14 protein-coding genes are annotated in these 17,423 nt (G+C 40.6%); all 14 read right to left on the bottom strand.

Going from position 1 to position 17,423, the window contains the following annotated elements; translation table 11 throughout:
• Nucleotides 1–154: 154 nt before the first annotated feature.
• Nucleotides 155–1,822 (bottom strand): FAD-dependent oxidoreductase, encoded by a 1,668-nt coding sequence (locus tag ACPBEH_RS06575; protein WP_424348647.1) that lies wholly within the window; start codon nucleotides 1,820–1,822, stop codon nucleotides 155–157.
• Nucleotides 1,823–1,927: 105 nt separating this feature from the next.
• Nucleotides 1,928–2,314, bottom strand: a complete 387-nt coding sequence (locus ACPBEH_RS06580) for a transcriptional regulator, SarA/Rot family (RefSeq protein ID WP_424348648.1) — start codon at nucleotides 2,312–2,314, stop codon at nucleotides 1,928–1,930.
• 594 nt (nucleotides 2,315–2,908) lie between these two features.
• Nucleotides 2,909–3,295: a hypothetical protein gene (locus ACPBEH_RS06585; protein ID WP_424348649.1), complete on the bottom strand. Its 387-nt coding sequence runs from the start codon at nucleotides 3,293–3,295 to the stop codon at nucleotides 2,909–2,911.
• Complete coding sequence (locus ACPBEH_RS06590) at nucleotides 3,286–4,728, bottom strand: helix-turn-helix domain-containing protein (RefSeq protein WP_424348650.1); 1,443 nt, start codon at nucleotides 4,726–4,728, stop codon at nucleotides 3,286–3,288. Before ACPBEH_RS06590 ends, ACPBEH_RS06585 begins: the two co-directional genes overlap by 10 nt.
• An 18-nt stretch (nucleotides 4,729–4,746) precedes the next feature.
• Nucleotides 4,747–5,811: a DUF916 and DUF3324 domain-containing protein gene (locus ACPBEH_RS06595; RefSeq protein ID WP_424348651.1), complete on the bottom strand. Its 1,065-nt coding sequence runs from the start codon at nucleotides 5,809–5,811 to the stop codon at nucleotides 4,747–4,749.
• An 88-nt stretch (nucleotides 5,812–5,899) separates the two neighbouring features.
• Complete coding sequence (locus ACPBEH_RS06600; RefSeq protein WP_424348652.1) at nucleotides 5,900–6,490, bottom strand: WxL domain-containing protein; 591 nt, start codon at nucleotides 6,488–6,490, stop codon at nucleotides 5,900–5,902.
• A 1-nt stretch (nucleotide 6,491) separates the two neighbouring features.
• The gene (locus ACPBEH_RS06605; protein ID WP_025016096.1) at nucleotides 6,492–6,794 is read right to left on the bottom strand and encodes an LPXTG cell wall anchor domain-containing protein; all 303 of its coding nucleotides are present in this window, start codon (nucleotides 6,792–6,794) and stop codon (nucleotides 6,492–6,494) included.
• A 131-nt stretch (nucleotides 6,795–6,925) separates the two neighbouring features.
• Nucleotides 6,926–9,847, bottom strand: coding sequence for a mucin-binding protein (locus ACPBEH_RS06610; RefSeq protein ID WP_424348653.1), 2,922 nt, complete (start codon nucleotides 9,845–9,847; stop codon nucleotides 6,926–6,928).
• A gap of 97 nt (nucleotides 9,848–9,944) precedes the next feature.
• Nucleotides 9,945–10,364, bottom strand: coding sequence for a hypothetical protein (locus tag ACPBEH_RS06615; protein ID WP_280103028.1), 420 nt, complete (start codon nucleotides 10,362–10,364; stop codon nucleotides 9,945–9,947).
• Nucleotides 10,357–11,406 (bottom strand): WxL protein peptidoglycan domain-containing protein, encoded by a 1,050-nt coding sequence (locus ACPBEH_RS06620; RefSeq protein ID WP_424348654.1) that lies wholly within the window; start codon nucleotides 11,404–11,406, stop codon nucleotides 10,357–10,359. Before ACPBEH_RS06620 ends, ACPBEH_RS06615 begins: the two co-directional genes overlap by 8 nt.
• Nucleotides 11,407–11,496: 90 nt before the next feature.
• Nucleotides 11,497–12,354, bottom strand: coding sequence for a WxL domain-containing protein (locus tag ACPBEH_RS06625; RefSeq protein ID WP_424348655.1), 858 nt, complete (start codon nucleotides 12,352–12,354; stop codon nucleotides 11,497–11,499).
• A 61-nt stretch (nucleotides 12,355–12,415) separates the two neighbouring features.
• A complete protein-coding gene (locus tag ACPBEH_RS06630) occupies nucleotides 12,416–12,568 on the bottom strand; it encodes a hypothetical protein (RefSeq protein WP_011373924.1) in 153 nt (50 codons plus the stop codon).
• A gap of 2 nt (nucleotides 12,569–12,570) precedes the next feature.
• Complete coding sequence (locus ACPBEH_RS06635) at nucleotides 12,571–13,608, bottom strand: DUF916 and DUF3324 domain-containing protein (protein ID WP_424348656.1); 1,038 nt, start codon at nucleotides 13,606–13,608, stop codon at nucleotides 12,571–12,573.
• Between the two features lie 73 nt (nucleotides 13,609–13,681).
• Nucleotides 13,682–17,107 carry a BspA family leucine-rich repeat surface protein gene (locus tag ACPBEH_RS06640; RefSeq protein WP_424348657.1) on the bottom strand — a complete coding sequence of 1,142 codons (3,426 nt, stop codon included), beginning with the start codon at nucleotides 17,105–17,107 and terminating at the stop codon, nucleotides 13,682–13,684.
• Nucleotides 17,108–17,423: the final 316 nt, after the last annotated feature.

The following is a 17,423-nucleotide window of genomic DNA, read 5'->3' on the forward strand; positions in this document are numbered from 1 at the left end:
AGGTGTATATTTTATGTATATCTTGAATAGTACAATTAACGATTACGCATTAATAACAGTGCTGTTGGCAACGATGATTATCACGTCAGTTAATCATTTCTAACTATACCAATAAAAAAAGAACCTTGTCTTAATCCGACAGGTTCTTTTGCCATTATCTGTTTTGTTGTAAGTAGGTTTTAACCAACTGGTAATTCTGATGGCCGCCACTCAGATTATAAACGGTCTCAAAACCCATGTTTAATAGTAGGTTTTGGGCAGCATTCCCCGTAACACCCTTGTTGCAATAAACAACCGTCGGCATCGTAGGATCTAATTTAGCAACTCGTTTTCTAATTTCGCCCAAAGGCATACTGATGGCCTTTTCAATATGTTGTTGTTCATATTGTTTTTGTGAGCGGACATCAATAATTTGTAGTTTTTCCCCCTCTACTAAACGTTGATCAAGTTCAGCTGGTGATAATAACGGTCTGCCATTGCGGGCATTTTCCAACGCCATCCCCGTGTAGAGAACCGGATCTTTAGTCGTTGCATAGAGCGGTTGATAGGCTAAGTCGAGGTGGAACAAATCAGCCACTTTGGCACCAAACGAAATGGCCGTCACAAAGACATCGATTCGCTTATCGACACCATCTTGCCCGATAATTTGTGCGCCAAGTAAACGTCCCGTTTGATGATCGGCGATTGCTTTGATGACATTTTCCGTGCCGTTTAGATAATCAGCATGCCCCGGTTTGATATTGTATAACACATCGATTTCATAACCTTTTGCCCGTGCGACCTTTTCCGTAAAACCAGTCTGGGCAACTGTCGTATCAAATAACCGGACGATACCAGTGCCTAAAATGCCGCGATGTGCTAATGCACCACCAGTCATTGCATCCCCTGCAATCCGCCCCATCTTATTGGCAGTTGAGCCCATTGGTCGGTAAAGTGGTGACCCGTCAATTAAGGAAAAGCTTTCGGCAACGTCCCCCACCGCATAGATGTTTGGGACCGAGGTTAACATTCTATCGGTCACTTGTAATGCGCCAGAGGTTCCCTTGGCAATTCCCATATGATCGACTAATTGCGTTTGCGGGATAACCCCCGTTGCCAATAGTACTAAATCAACTGGTAATTGGGTGCCATCACTCAACTTCACGGCGGTAATTCGTTGTTCTTCAACTTTCAGTGACTCAGTCGTCACGTCTTTAATGACATTCACGCCATTTTCAAGAATTACTTGTTCGGCGCGATACGCGATTTCGCCATCATAATTGGTCATGATTTGCCGACTGCGTTGCACAAGGGTCACTGATAACCCCCGTCGATGGAATTGTTCCGCCATTTCAAGACCAACATACCCCGTTCCAAAAATAAGCACATTAGAAACAGGTTTCATTTTGAGATAGTCATCAATTGCACGGGTATCGTTCATATGATGCAGTGTAAAAACATTGTCATAACCTTGATCAAATGGTGCGATCACGCGTGGTGCTGCACCGGTTGCTAAAACCAGCTTGTCATAGTGATCTTCAACAATTTCATTAGTCGGTAAATGCTTGACCAGTAGCGTTTGGTGGACCTCATCAATTGAAACGACTTCTGTGGCCGTTATAATATCAACGTTAAAACGGGTTTTAAACCAAGCTGCGTCCCGCGGAATTAAGTCATCGAGCGCTTCAACTTCGCCCCCGAGATAAAATGGCATGCCACAAACTGAATACGAGATATCCGTCCCTTTTTCATAGACCACAATCTCATTCGCTTCGTTATTTCGCCGTGCTTTAGCCGCGACACTCGTCCCCGCCGCCACTGAACCAATTACTACGATTCTCATCACAGTCACCCACTTTCACTTATTAATCATCAATATAACATAAACCATTATAAAAGGCGCTACCCGTTTATTGGTAACGCCTCTCGTTTAACCAACTAGAAAGAATCACTTAAAGGTTTCAGTTTGGTTTGTTTGTTGTTCTTGGTACCAATTGGCTAACTCAGCAGCTAATTGATCATAGATATTTTGACCTTGTTCGGTTATTGTCACACTAACTACCCGCTGATCTAATCGGTTGCCACGCGTCTTTTTAATCAAGCCCTTATCCTTTAATGTATTCAGTTTACGCGTCACAATTGGACCCGATGTATTAAATTTAATGGCCAAGCCACTAGGTGATTGCGTCCCATCTTGCACTAATTGTTCCAAAAATAAGAATTGTTCAAACGTCATACAGCGCGTTCGGCACAAACTGTTTAATTGTTTCAAAATAGTACTCGTTTCAAAATACCATTGCCCTAATGCTAATACCTGTTGTTTTTTATTTTTCAATTTAATTATCCTCTTTTTTTATTTAATAATCTATGTATAACGTACTGCGTTACTATCAGTGCCTCAGCATACAACGGTAACCCGTCGATTCTCAATACCGTTCGTTTTTCACACAGCCAGTATCCTCCTTCGAAATATTATATTTCGCTTGCCCTGTTGCGTTAACCTGCGTTTAGGTTGCCAACTATTAACAAGAATAAAGTTTATAATAATAGACGGTATAAGGCAAGTTGAAAAAGCCATGAAAACATTATTATACCAACGTTTTTATATGATTATTTACCATTCTAATTGTCCGGGGTAACTAGTTAGTTTTGATTGTCACAAACCAATTTAAATCTATACCGATTCAATTGGTTATAATTAATTTTATTATTTATTAGCAGTAACAACAGTTATCCAAAATAAAGATGACGTCATAGATGCTTGTTAAATACACCTAACTTGTGACAAATAAGCCTTACATAAATGATGCATAATTATTTAAAAAAGTTTTTTTAAATTTATTAATAGTATTGATCATCGTTCGGATTATAACCGCTTAATAATACTACATAAAAAAACTAGTCCGATTTGGACTAGTTTTTTTCGCTATTATTGATTTAATGGTCGTTCTAATACTGTCCTCGACGGCACACGCCCTCCGAATATTAACGTACCAGAAATATTCCGATAAAGCTGGCCCAAATAATAATTTTCGATATCAACTGGCGGTAAATAGACCGGTAGATGTTTCAGTTGCTGTCTAGTTGGCGCATAATCGACCGGTGTATTCAAAAGCGAGTAGTGCTGATCCTTTTTGGGCTTTTTTCGATAAAAGCCGACACTCACACTATCCTTATCGCTACCTGAGCCTTGACTATCTACCGCAACTTCAACCATCATCTCGGCATTAGGACTGGCCTGTGTATCAATCTGATTAAAAAAGGCAACTGTTGAAAAAACCATTGGTGTCACCCACAATAATGAGTTTAATCGCATCGTTTATCCTCCTTAATCCGCGCCACTAAATTACCAAAAACTTCCCAATCAATTGCATTTGGGGGACTATTCCAAATAATATAGTCTGATTCAACATGCCGGCTCAGAACATCTGATAAATAAATATCCGTTTCCACCGAATATTGATTATTAATTTGAATATTGTTAAAAGGTAATGCTCGCAAATTAGACTCGATAAATCGATTATACGGCATCCCTAACGAGAAGTTAACGGTCACTGTAATCCGGGGGACAAGTGCTTTAAAATCCAGATTATTCAACGCAAGCATCACAAGTTCCATGAAAAAAGTCTTATGCTTTTTCACTTTTTTCAGTAGCTGTTCTTCTTCCAACGTATCAATAAATCTTAGACAACCTTGATACAATTCATAATAGTTCTCTTCAAAGACACTTAAGTTAGTGCTGAAAAAGCCATCTAAAATAATATTATCATCGTAGTAATACCGCTGACAAAGTTTCCATAATTTTCCAAGAATCGGACTATCTGTTAGATTCAATTGCACCGGTTCTTGATGTTTTCTAAACGATGACTGCAAAATCGCCAAGACCCGCTTTTTAAAATCAGCTGGCAATAAATCAACATTTTGATGAGGTGCTTTTTCCCAGCCTAAAATATTTAATAGCTGACATAAATAGGCAATCTCGTCCGTCTTAATTGGCAACATGCCTTTAGGCCATTGTGCTTGCACTTGTTCTATTTGCGACCGATATTCGTCAAGCTTTGCTTGCCATTCTGGTTCAACTTTAAATTCAAACCCCTGCTGTATGCGTGTACTAGCAATCAAACAATAAAAGGTTAAAAAGACCCGCTTAGCATCGGTCATGGTTGCGATAATTGCTCGTTCTTCGATCAGCTTAACCAAATAATCTGCGCGCTGAACTTTAACCTGTTCAAACGGTAATTCATAATCTTTAAACGCATGGTAATAAAGTTGCGTTAAGACTAACCGTAATCGGAATTCATCATGCGCATTTTTAGTATCGAACCCTTTAATTTGGTATTCCTTCAAGAAGGTCCGAACAGATTTACGAACCTTATAAGCTTTCGTCAAACTAATGTAGGCTTCATCCGAAAACTCTTCAATTGTTGCCCCCGGGTGTTTGAGCATGAAATCAATCAGACTAAAACTCAGCGAGCGTCGACAATAAACCCACAGCAAGCGGTTGATTGAATCTAAGCCGTTTTTTCGATAGTGGTATTCACCGTTTTCTTTTTCAATATAAAAATACTGGTCTAAATCTAATTTTTCTAAATCTTGAATTAAATCCCCCATTAAACGATTAACCTTAAAATAAGTTAAATCAAACTTATCTTCGATCATTTTAACCGAAACAGTGTTCGTCGGTGAAGATTCGATATAAGCAAATAAAAGAAGGCTCTGGTAATCTTCTGCTTCCAATAAGTATTCCATTAACGCACTCGCTCCACTCTATTGATTGCTGTCTCGTTTACTGGCTGCCAATTCACTTTCTAATAACTTGATCCGACGTTGTTTCCGCCAATAAATCACAATGATTATGATTAATAATAATACAATGCCAATAATGATTAGACTTAGCCCTAACCATGAATCGTCTTCTTTAATCACCGCTTTTTGGTTATAGTGCCGGGCTTGTTTTCTAGTAATCGTAAAATCTTTGGTAAATCGCCAATGCTGTTGCTTAGACGTCACGTCGACTTTTGCCGTATACCGACCTGGTTTGAAGGCTGTTTCCCCGATTCTGACGGGTAAATCATAGACCGAATTAGGCGCCATTTGACCATCAGCTGTCTTTTGCGTATAAATCACCTTCGACTGTCCCTGTTTTGTAATCGTAACCTTCGTTGTCACCTTATTTAAAAAGGCGGCGTTTTGGTTATTCAACGGGATACTGATGACGTTGCGATTATTAATTTGGCGCGTCGTTATCTTACCCAGACTCATTTTATTTCTGGTTAGTTCTTGGCGACCGTGTAAGACCATCGCAATTGTATAGGCGTATTGATTCTTAACGCCCATACTACTGTTAGTTTTCACTTTGTCATCGGTCACCTTTTTGACAAAATTCAACCCACCCACGAGTTCACCATCAAACGCCGTTTTGGGCATCTTAATTTGATAAGTCACGGGTTTCACTTCACCTGGCTGTAATTGTATTTTATTTTGATCAGTAGTGACTACTTTTTCAATATTAGCAGGTAGTCCCCAACTTTTATTTTGTTTAAAAGCCTTATATTCAACAACCCCGTTGGTATTCGTAGTTGCTTTGGCCACTGAGGTTTCAACAGTGATGGGTGTTTGACTCGTACTCTTAACATTCACCGTCACCGTTGTGGCTTGGTTTGGCGCTAGCTTTAAGTCAAAATAAGTCACTTTTTGATTTAACTGTTGTTTAGAGGCGACCGGAATCACTTCAAACCCAGCGTTATTAGCGGCGGCGGCTACTCTAACATTAACGAACACGCTCATGAATAAAACGAGTCCCCAGATCATTAAACGATATTTGCGTTTCATATTCTAATCCCCTTGTCTTTTTTCCAGTAAGCAGAAATAGATGAGACTAAATTAGCCTCATCTATCTTGATTATTTTAATATGGCACCTTAGTTGTTGGCTGGGGCATCTGCTAAATTCCAAGTCAACATTGTTGTGTAATCCTTAGCCACTTTGACCGTCTTACCAGGAACGTCTAATGTCACTGAACCCGTATTCATGTCAGCAATGGCAGTCCCATTACCTTCACCTGCTGCAGCGCCCATTATTTTGTGAGCTGTATTATCAGTTGTTAATACCAAGCCTTGATCAACAGTTGCTGTCGCCGTTGAGGTTTTATCAAAAGTTGGTGTTTTAATGGTCATTTGAGCACCTGTTAATTCAGTGTTATCACTCGTTTTAAATTGCGCATTTTGAGCAACTGTCAATGTCCAGCCAGCTGCTGTCCCACGAATATCTTGAACGGTTGCTTTAGCATCATTGATATTCGTATAAGTCTTATCATCCGCTGAGATGGGATTTGACCCAAAATCGATATTTAAAGCATCCGTATTAGTCATTGTTAAAGCACCAGTATCTGGTGCTTTGAAACCAACCTTACCAGTCGTATCGTGACTATCAGTATCGGCCGCATGTACTTGGCCCATTGAAATGCTTAACATCCCGCTCAATAATAAAGTACTCATCATAAATTTCTTCATTTTAAAAATTCCCCCGTCTTTGTTTGAATAATCCTAAACTGCCAATCAGTAAAACAATGCCCACAATCGTGCTTAACCCGACTGAGCTTGTCCCGGTTTGTGGCAATCTAGCTTGCTGTTTTGTTTCGGTTTGTATCGGTGCTTGTTTGTGTGGTTGACCTGTTTCGTAAAAGCCAACTCGTGCAACACTCTTAGTCGCTGTTTGTGCATTAGCACTTGTGTGAGTTGGGTTTACAACGATTAGGCCGCTTCCGATGATCAACATTAGCACCACAAATTTTGATTTGTTTTTTAACCAGCGCAACTGCTAACCGCCCCCACTCTTTTTACAACTCAACTTTTGACTATCGCAATCATTAACCTTAATGACACTATAGCATAAGTGCTTTTCTTAATTTTTTTTCTAATTTAAATTAGCATTTGAATTTCCGAAAATTATTCGTTAGCAACACCATCTTCCAACGTCCATTCGACTTGAGCCGCGTATTGATCGATTAAAGCACCGCCGACTGGCACGACTAATTGCGGCCCTAATTGATTCTGCCATTGCCCGGAAATATCAACCGGATCATGACTCGTCGTTGTAGTCGTCGCAATAATCGTTGATTGCGCCGTAATCATCGTTGGTAATTGGTTGGCACGCTGGTAAGTTAAGTCGCCTTCTAGCGGTGCTTTTTGCGTATCACCTGTAAAAGGTTGTACGAGTGCTGCTTTCAAAGTCCACTTCGATCCTAGTGCGCGTTCATCTTGGATGCTTAATGCTTGATTGACTGTTGGTTGATAACTTTCAGTCATACTTGCCAAAGCATGTTGGCCAAAGTCCATCTCACTAGGCACTGATTTAAAATAGACTCGGTTATAATACGGATTGTAATTCAGTAACACCGTCACGTTCTGATCGACAGCCACATCATCATCAAATACTAAGCCATCGCTCGGATATGGATTATCGGCAACGGTATAGCCCTTATCCGCTAAGGCTGCTAAAGTAGCGTCGGTTCGATAATCACTGATTTGGCCACTGACGCCGGTTAATTGATCGACTTGAATGACGGTCTGATTATCGCTTCGTTGATAAGTAACCGTGGCTTTTTGCGCTTGTCCTGTGTAAGTGACCGTCGTCGTAATATCGGCTGAATCTTGATTAATATTTTCAACCGCCGGAACGGTTAATTGATCGGCAGTATAACCTTTAATCACCGGACTCGTCTGTTTTGCAAACATCGTTGTCCCTTCTGTTGCGACCCACTTCGTAAAACCAATCGATTGGTTGGTAACTTGGTCAATCTGATCATGTCTTGTAAAGGTTATTTTATCAACCACATCTGGGGCCGCTTGCTTATCAGATTGGTAGCGGTAATGAATCGTTCGTTTGACTTGCTTGCTTTCATCCGGGGCCGCTTTAATCGCATGTTTTAAGTGCACTGTAAAGGACTGGTCTTGGTCGCTAAACAGTAGTGTTGCACCATTGGTTTCATCACTCACTAATTGATAACCTTGTTTTTCATAAGCTGCTAATTTCGTTTGTGTATTGTATTTTGAATTTTCATCAACAACGCCCGACATCGTATCAGTCGCTAATTGATTCCCTGTTGTGTCGTCGATATAGGTGACGTCAATTTTTTGTTTATTTTGAATAAAACGATACAAAATATCATCAACTTTACCCGCTTCTTTTGGATAACTTAAAGTGAGCGCACCAGTATCTGGATCAGCATCTTTGGGCAGATTCGACTTATCTAACGTATAACCAGGAATTGTTAAATCTTGCGTTGTGATTTGTAATTTGTCTGTATCCGGCCAACCATAATGGGTTTCAATTGGTTTGATGTATTTACCATTTTGATCAGCATAATGCACCTTGATTGTGGTTTGCCCATCGGTTGAAGCACTGGGTGGTGATGATGGTTGATTAATCGTTTCTGTATTATTAAGTGTATCTTTGTACGTTGCTTGGACCGTATTTTCGATACTTGGATCATTAAAACTAATATTCATTGTGAAATAAGTTGAGGTCGCCAAGGCCGAATAATTATTATTCGATAGCCGGTTGAGCGCATAATCTAATCCCTCTTGGGTCCCATCCCAAGAATTATTCATAACCCCTTTGGTGATCGTATCAACCGGTAACTCGTAAGGTCGCGTCAAATTACCATAATTTAAATACAGGGTCATACTACCATCCGAATTATGCAAAACACCATAGGTTTGCGGCGATGTTTTAGCGATAATCTCATCGTCGGTCGCATCGGCAGCGACACTGCCGCTGTTATTAATCGGCACAGCTGCAGGGGCTTTAATGAAGAGCATCGGCCCAGTTGTCCCCGCCTTGGCAGCCATATGTTGCCCATCCGGCATTAACGCTGGCATGTAAGTTTTTAAATCAAAGCTGACTTTATTAATATTTTGTGCTGAATCTTTATCAATGCGATAAATCCGGACGTAATTAGCCGTTGGGACGCCTTTGAGGTTAGGCGTGCCATCTAAGGCTGACTGGAAGTAGGTTTGGTCTTTTGTATAACCACTTAAGGTTAATGTCCCTTTTTTGTCAGAACCAACTGCCGCATTAGTCACTTGAAAACCGTTAAAATGCGTGGCCGGAATGACCGTCACCGATGATTTCGTCCCATTAATCGTACTGCCGGCATAAGCCGCCGTGTAATCAGGCGTTGCTTCATTTGTTAAAGTTGCCACCCCACCTGAACTCTTAGGCAAGTCACTCGATACATCGACCGCTTTATCGGGAACATATTCACTCCCCAATACCAATGACTTACCATCATATTGCCCTAGTCCCGCTAATGAGACACTGGCCATCGTAACCGGTCCCTGACCACTTAATTTCCCAGTATATCTAAGGACACTGAAACTGATCGTATCCCCGGGTTGTAACACATCATTAGGTAATACCGAAAATTTAATTGCCTTAGGATAATAGGTCCCTGTATAGCCCTGAGAAACATCGTCTTCTGATTGACTATAAATATCCCAAGTAACAGTCGTTTTAATGACCCCTTGATCAATCAAATCTTGGATTTTATAAGTCGTTACTGCGCGCGCCACCTTTTGTGTCACTTGCGGTTGGGCCTTGGTCAATGGCGGTACGACTTTAACAGGATTGGTCGATTCACCTTTTGTTTCAGGCGCAATCTTAGTTGTTTCTGAATCGAGTGTATCGCTTGATTCGCGACTTGCGACACTATTAGTGTTACTACCTGACTGACTAGTAGTTGCGACACTGTTATCAGTGGCCTCTGTAGCATCGCTCTGAGTAACTTCCCATGCCAAACCTGATCCTACGAAAAATAACGTTAATCCTAATACTAATATTTTATTAAGCCATTTTTTTCGATACAACTCGGTCCCTCCACTCCTTAATATGCCATTAATATTTTACACCAGTAATTTAATCGAGTAAATTATTGTTTTATGAAGTTTTCTCATACTTCATTAATTATTTTCTTAATATCTGATTGGAAATGGCGATGAATTGCGCCATCAAGGCATCACTCTTTTGACTGTAAGGTAATAATATAGCGTCATATTCATTATTTAAAGCAGTGACAATAGCTTTGCCGTCTGCAGTAACTTGCAAACTCGTTACCCTTTGGTCTTCATCTTTAAGATTATATAATTTTACGATTTTGCCACTACGGAATAGGACTGTTAGTTTTCGAGACATCGCTGGTCTCGAAATGGCAAAGGCTTGTGCCAACAATGACGGTTCATTACAATTATTTTCAATAATTTGTTTCATAATTAAGTACTGGCTGAAGCTCACACCATGCCGTTTAGCAATCGTATTTAAACCATTTTCTAACCTTGTTAATAATTGGTAGCCTTCTAAATATTGATTTCGTTCACTCTCAATCATCGTGCTCATCTCTCTTCTTATGCTTTCCTTTCAAAATTCGATACCCACCGACAACACCCATTAAGACCATCACAAAACCACCCAATAATAGTAAATTCCGATACTTTATATATTGATCGTTATTTTGGTTGATGTAGCGAGCCTGGCCCTTACTAATTGCGACATTCTTATGAATAATCTGTTGCTGATGCGCCGTTTTAATTGTTAGCGTCATCCGATAAACGCCTGCTACTAACCGCTTGCCACCTAGTGGAACATCTTCATAGAAGCGAGAATTCGGTGCAATTTTACGGTTTGATTTCTTATCCTGATAATGAATCAACGACCAACGTTGATTTTGTAAATCAACTTTAATGGTCGCCGACTTCAGATAAGCTGGGTTCGGGTTGGCAATCGCAACACTAATCGCCGCCCGCTTTTGTTTCACAAAACGCGTCTTAATGTCAGTCGAACGTAGCGGTTGCCGGTCTTTGACCGTTAATTGTCGTCCATTTAAGATTAAGGCAATCGCATAAACGTAATGATTTTCAACAGCATTGTGTTTTGCCAACTGATTCGTGCTTAAATTAATCGCCGTCGCTTTTTGTCCTTTAAAACCCTTGGTAGGAGCTTGAATCGTAACCTTTAATCGTTTTGTTTCGTTTGGTTGTAATTTTGTTGCTCGTGGTACTTTAACTAATTGACTCCCTGGCTGTTTTAATAAGTGCCGATCAATCGGATTGGCCCCCAGATAATCAACCGTCGCATTATCGTTAGTTGTTACATCTTTGACGCGACCATAAATCGTCAACGGTTGGGCGGTTGGGTTAAAGACTTTTAAAAATACGGTGCGTTGTTGCCCACGCTTCAATTTCAAATTAAAGTACCCCAACTGCTTGCCACCCAGATTATCCTTAGGTAATTCTGGTCTTAACATGAACGTCGCCCTCGGCTCAGACGGGATCGCCATGCCATCACTCTTAGCGAAGACTGAATTGCTCGTTTGAACGGTTAATAAACCGACTAATAAGCAAACCCACAACCCATTCAAACGTTTAAACATATCAGCCTTCCTTTCTAATCACTTATGTATAAAACCAAGCTATCTCCCAAACATAGCCTGGTTTCATGATGCTTTAATTGATATGTCAGCTTAGATTGTTGAGTTTAGTGTCCATGTTAAACCAGCGTGATATTCACCAGTTGCCACATCGTTTGAACCGTTTAATGCTAAACGAATATCACTTGGGTTCCACCCAAAGACGTTAGCACCATCACCAGCATCTTTAGCAGCTGATCCGACTGGTTTTTCTTCATTTGGTGTACTTAAGTTCAAGCTAACTGATTTTGCGTATGTTGCATCTGTTGTACCAGCGGCTGTATAACCATCATTATCTTGATCTTGGTTTGTTAAACCATAGATATCAGCTGTCCGAGCGTATTTTGTATTACCAAATACTAAGTTAGCGTCTGCAATTGTGTGTCCGCCGGCTTTTAAGCCCTTGCCATCAGCCGAAACAGTTAACACCCAGTCACCAGCTGTATTAGCCTTTGGCGTAGCAGCAGCTAATTCTGGGTTTTCAACTTGTTTATCAACAACTGTTACCCAAGCAGTCCCTTGAACCGCTTTTAACTCATCGTCACTCGTTGTTAAGGTTTCTGTTTTATTGCTATCTTGTTGGTCAAATGAAGCATGTGTATCGTTGCCAACAACGCCTAAGTTGGCACCATTTGCATCAAAATTTGAATGTGCTGCAACATATTTAGCATGGTTCCCAAAATCCAATGTCTTTGGTACCATTTGCAATCTTAAGTAGCCTGAATTGCCGTTATCATGTGTATCGCCAAATGAGATGCCGGCATCGGTTGTGTCAGGCATTGGTAACTTAGTACCACCATTAGCTGCTGCGTCGTCTTTAGGTGTTGCAGCGCTAGCGATTGTTGCAGGTGCTAGAATTGCTAATAATGTTGATGCTGTTAAAACTGTGCTTGTTAATTTTGTGAATTTCATGTGAAATTCCTCCCTTTTTAACTATATTTTCTTTCGCTGCCCACCCATCCCCCGTAACTTGTTACATTGTAATAATCGTGATTTTTTGTAAGTCTAAATAAAATTTAATGGCAAGATAGAGGGTCAGTACAAACCAAATTGTTAAGCCCCCTGAGACTATGAAGGTCGCCAAGCGAGCCTTTTTAGGGCCCCATTTTGTAATTAAGTGCTGCACGTTTAAAGCCCCCTTGTTAATTTCAATACCCGATAGACAAACCAGAATGAAACCAGCATCAAAACGCCACTAGCAGTCGCGACATACGCCCATTTATTAACGGGTTTCTTCACTGAAGCTTGATTAATCTTATCGGCTTGTTGTTGATTAATCGTAATTTTCTTTCTAAAGTGCCAACTCATTGGTAATTGGTTCCAATAACTATTACCTTTAACACTGATGGAAATGTTATAACGACCGGGTTTCAATCGATCGAACGCCCATGAAATTGGCACAGTCCACTGCGAATTAGGTGCAACATCAACGCTGTCTGTTTCATAAACACGCTTGTCTTTAAAGAAGCCATTCTTATAAACGACCGCCTTCACCTTGGCATTCTTGATGGCCATTGGTTTCGTATTATTCAACTGAATCCCTAACGCTGGATGCCCGTTTCTGACGGTTGGGTTGACCCCTTGATATTTCAACTCTGGGTAAATCTCGTAAGGCTTACCGCGCAAAACGATTCCCATATTGTAGGCATAATTCCCGGAGACATTCGAATGATTGTCAGTTTCTTTTTGACCGTATTCAATAAAATGCCAAGCGCCGTAAATCATCCCTTTGGTTTGTTCAGCTGGCATCGTAATCGTCGCACTGACCTTTTTGACCTCATTAGGGCCTAGCGTAATCACTCGATCGGCCCGATGAACTTTAGCAACATCCACCAATGTATGCGATGTTTCTTTGATAATGCCATCTTTCGTAGGGCGATAAATAATCCCCCCACCTTGTTGCGTCAAACTATTATCAATCTCTGAATGAACTTTAATATTTTTATCACTGAAATTATGAACCAAAACCTGAATGGTTTCTTTTTTACCCGGTTCAATTCCTAAATCAAAAAAGCGATTTTCTTGATCCACTTGGCGGTTCGATTTAACTTTTTCAACTTCAAAATCGATGTGTTCCTGTGCTGCTGAAACCGGCTGGTTGCTAGCCAATAATAGCCAGCCGAACAGCCCGACTGCTAACCCTGTTGTCCATTTTCTTAATCGCATTTTTATCACTCAACCCTATTTTTAATTGCCAAGCTATTCTGATTTAATTGTTCCTCCCAAGAAACAAGTGTTACTATGGGCCAACTGATAGTGACCACGTCAATTTCGTTCGATAATGACCGGTATACCGTTTAGTAGTTGCCGGTACATTTAAACCAATACTATAATCGGCACTTTTTTCGTCACCAAAGCGATAAGCCCACTGCCCTTGTCCAACTTGGGTATAGGGATTGTCGGGATCACTGGTATCCGGTGAATCAGATTGGAAATGACCGCTCTTAGTCATTGTCATTAAAGTGGCACTCTGGCCTGATGCCAATGTGAAGTGCTCACTATTATTAGTGACCGTTCCCGCATCAGTGTTCGATAACGTCTTAACGTTACCATTTGAAAAGACCCATTTTGCATCGGTTAACTCATGTTGTTCACTATCAACAAACGGTTTGGCTTGGCTAACCTGTAATTGCCAATTTTGAACGCCATAATTATCAGTGACCGTCACTGCTTGTGGCGTGCCCTGATTATGATTTAAATAATACGTCCGGTCCATGGGTTTATTATTATAATCACCAAATTCCCAACTGCTAGGCGCATCAATCGATAACATTGCCTTTTTATAACCGTAAGTAATGATTCGATCCTGGTCGCCAATTTGAGGATCATCGCGATAAGCTTTTTGCCAATTCTCCGGTTTTAAATCTGGATCTTCACTGACTGAATAAATCGTGTAGCCATCAATCACCTTAGGGGCGACTTGCTGCCCTGGTAAAAGGGCTGATAAAGCTGTGCCAGTCTTACCAGTCACCGTAATTGGTGCGGCAATTTGAGTCCCCGCACTAGCAGGTTGACTAAGATCTTCATCTAAATCAACATACCGAATGGTTAATTGATGCTCTGATTGGATCACGTTCATATCAACTGTATTCGAGGTAACTGGTTGACTAACGTTATCCGCAGTCACCGTTGCCTTATTGTGCAAAGTCGTTCCTGAAGTAACCAACGGATTAACCGCTGCTGAAAAACTAAGCTTAACGGCTTCATAATTCGCTAACGATTTGGTTAACGTTAATTTCCCGGTCGTTGCAAATTGCGTTTGCGCCGCATCACTGACAGTTTCAGTCGTCCCATCTTGATAGGTCACTTTAAGTGAACCCGTTTGATACGTCAATTCAGTAGTGACCAACGGATCATTGAAAGTTACCTGGTTGCTAGTGGTACCTGTCGTATTTTGATAGTCCAATGAAAAACCAACCTGATCACCCGGACTCACATCCTGTTTGATGGCCCAGTTTGTGTTCGTTGTTTCATTTTTAACCGCTTTAGTTAGCTTCAATGGTTTCTTAACGTGAACGATGGCGGTGTTCGAAGTGGTACCGGCACCGTAACTCCCGGAAACCAATTTGAAAAGATTATCGATTTCTGGTACACCATCGTCGGCCACAGTCGCCTTAATTTTGACTTGTGCCTTTTGTCCAATTTCCATCGTTTGCCCTGTTGCAAATTGCCATTGATCATTAAAGTTAATCAGTTGGAACATATCAAAATCACTACCGGCAGTCGCATACGCAATCATTAAGCCTTTACTACTATCCAGTTTTAAATGTGAATCAAGCACATCTTCAAAGATTGCACCCCGATCTAATTTTTGCCCACTTGGCTGGGTGATATTTACTTGATATTCAACTATGTCACCCATTTGAGCCGTTGTTGCCGTCTTAAATGGGGCGTTATTGCCATCGGCTGTCACATTGCGTACCAACTTGGTAATCGTTGGTGGCGTTGCAACGGCCCAATAATAATCACCAGTTGGAACAGTCGTCCCATCATACTGCGCCATTAATTCTGCTGATGTATAGGTATTCCCAACTTGATTATCAGCCGCATCATGTCGTTGCCACTTCCCAAAATAGGGTGTTTCAGTGCTGGGTTCTGCTAATGATGGTCCGGTTGAGGTACTCGTTAAGAATTTAAATTTGGGTCCCAACCGCAGGTGCGCTAATTGTTGATCATTCAAAAACATGCCGCCCATATTCGTTACATGACTCGTATCCCAATTCGTGAAATAAGCATCTGTTAATTTCGTCATCCCACGCAGCATATAACTCATATCGGTTACACTAGCGGTATTCCAATCAGGATAATCAAGCGTTCTTAACTTCATCGCATCAAACATTAATCGCATACTTTTGACGTTGCTCGTATCCCAATCAGCAATTTCTAACTGATCAACGCCACTATTGGCAAACATGCCCGCCATGGTTGTCACTTTAGTGGTCTGCCAATCTTTAACCGCTAAAGTCTTAACACCGACAGTCCCGGAAAATGTTGAAGCCATATTCGTCACATTAGCGGTTTGCCACTTAGAAACATCTAATTGAGTTAATTTCTGATCACCACTGAACGTGTAAGACAAAGATGTATTTTTGGCAGTTTGCCACTTAGAAACATCTAATGTATTAAGATTAGCACATCCTGAAAAAGTTCTGTCCATTGTCGTCACTTGGCTTGTATCCCAATTCGAAACATCTAATTCGGCAATACTAGTATTCAGAAAAGTACTACTTAAATTAGTAACGTGACTGGTATCCCAATTTGAAACATCTAAAACAGTAATGCCCGATTGTGAAAAGGTACTCCCCAGATTAGTCATCTTTGTCGTCTGCCATTTTGAAACATCTAAGTTCGTTAAGGCCGTACAATTGTAAAATGTGTTATTCATGTTTTGAATATTAGCAGTGTCCCAATTCGTACTATTCAGCTGATTTAATTTTTTATCACCTCTAAAGCAACTCGCCATTGTGGTGACTTGCCCGAGCTGCCAATTCGCTGTGTCGCCAACAGATACTAGGTTGGCACAATCACTAAACATCGAACTCATTGCCGTTACTTTTGAAAAATCTAAGTTAGTCGCGTCAACTGATTGCAGCGCACTGTTACTGGCAAATAACATCGTAAAATTAGTGGCCCCTTTTAGATTAGCTAACCCCTGAACCGTTGTTAAGTTGGTCAACCCCCAAAACATATAGGAGACATCTTTGGCTGTGATTTCACCGTCAATGCTGATATGCGCGATTCGCGCAATATAAGGCGAGTTAGGGAAATTCCAAGGTGTATTAGTAGTATCATTAGCCACTTTATCCGGCAATACACCGCCTGATAAATGTAAGGTCGCCGTTGTATCATCGATATACCAAGTGACTGTTCCCAAACTGGTGCCTGCTCGTTGATCAAGTTGCTGCTTTTGGGGTTGGCTAGTTTTTTTAGTCTGCGGTGCTTCAAGTAGCGTCGCTTTTTTTTCTGACGTTGCTGGCGTTATGGTTTGTGTTTCCGTACTTGAAGCCGCCTTTTTTTGAATGACACTATTTGATTGTTTAGTTGGTGTCGAACCAGAAATAGCATTCTGAGCTATTTTAGTAATCGTTTCCGATGACGCATTAGCAGGCGCTTCAACAGCATTCACTTCAGTCGTCATTGTCGAACTCACTAACATGTTTAACATTAATAATAAAGTCATGCATAATTTAAATAGCCTCAATACGTATCACCTCAATCATCCCTTGTCAATTTAATTAATCCATAATTCAATTAACACCTTATCATTTAACAAGTGGTAATTATTATTTAAAATTCAAATGCCAATTTAAATTTTTAAAAAAAACTATGTTGTCAATAATAATTCGCGCACAAAAAAACGATATCTATAATTATTTCCCCAGATACCGGCTTAATTATTTTAATTAATTGAGCAGTGTATTTTACTGTCCTTGTGGCAAAGTATATATCAGCGGTTCTTTTTGATTCTCGATAAGATCACT

Source organism: Latilactobacillus parasakei, from assembly GCF_049674265.1.
GTDB lineage: Bacteria > Bacillota > Bacilli > Lactobacillales > Lactobacillaceae > Latilactobacillus > Latilactobacillus sakei.